General features: G+C 71.0%; 1 protein-coding gene. It reads left to right on the forward strand.

Translation table 11 applies throughout. The features are described from left to right. Positions 1 to 170 precede the first annotated feature (170 nt). On the forward strand, positions 171 to 875 hold the full coding sequence (locus tag ACLQ24_RS29860) for a SanA/YdcF family protein (RefSeq protein WP_425895076.1): 705 nt from the start codon (positions 171 to 173) through the stop codon (positions 873 to 875). Positions 876 to 947 lie beyond the last annotated feature (72 nt).

Below are 947 nucleotides of genomic sequence, written 5' to 3' on the forward strand. Positions count from 1 at the left end.
AGCCCGCACGCTCTATCGCTGGGACACCCGACCGACAACCCGCCGACTCAAGTGACGCCTATTGCCGGTCGCTCTAACGCGTAACCCGCACCCGGCTTCGCCGCACGCGTCGCCCCTGGCGGACTCCCCGGATAGGTCGGGACAAGCGCCGCCGGGCTAGTCTCGCCCGCATGCGGGGACGTTCCGGTGTGGTGCGGTGGTACGGGGAACATCGACGGTTCGTCCGCCGTACCCTGGTCGCGGGGTTGGTCGGTGCGGTGGTCCTGGCCGGCGGCACCGTGGCCAGCGTGCGGTGGGTCCGTGACGTCGCCACCGGCCACCTCTACGACGAGGCCGACGTGCCGGCGGCGCCGGTCGCCCTGGTCCTGGGCACCAAGGTGGACGCCGATGGCGAGCCGTCGCCGGTCCTCGCGGCCCGGCTGGAGATCGCGCGGCGGTTGTTCGACGCCGGACGGGTGAGCGCGATTCTCGTGTCCGGCGACAACATGAACGCCGACCACAACGAGCCCGAGGCGATGCTGCGCTGGCTGGTCGACCGGGGCGTGCCGGCGCGCAAGGTAATTCTCGACTACGCCGGGTTCGACACGTACGACTCCTGCGCGCGGGCCCGGCAGATCTTCGGCGTGGAACGGGCGACGGTCGTGACCCAGTCGTTCCATCTGCCCCGGGCCGTGGCGTTGTGTCGGCGTCTCGGCATCGACGCTCAGGGGGTGGGCGACGACAGCGCGAAGCGGTACTCCCGGACGTGGCGGTTCGGGTCCCTACGCGAGAACGGCGCCTGCCTGAAGGCCGCGCTGGACGTGCTGTCCGGCCGGGAACCCGCGCACCTCGGTCGCCGCGAGACCGGCATCGACGACGCCCTGCGCGACGCCTGAGAGACTGTCGGGTAACTGGGTGGGGGCGGAACGTCACGCCGAGACACGTCGATGGAAGGTCCTCGACAAATA

This window comes from Micromonospora sp. DT4, from assembly GCF_049841675.1.
In the GTDB taxonomy this organism is placed as follows: domain Bacteria; phylum Actinomycetota; class Actinomycetes; order Mycobacteriales; family Micromonosporaceae; genus Micromonospora.

Bases quoted from the DNA above. Each gene is read 5' to 3' on its own strand.
- ACLQ24_RS29860 (WP_425895076.1), top strand. From the start codon at position 171: ATGCGGGGACGTTCCGGTGTGGTGCGGTGGTACGGGGAACATCGACGG.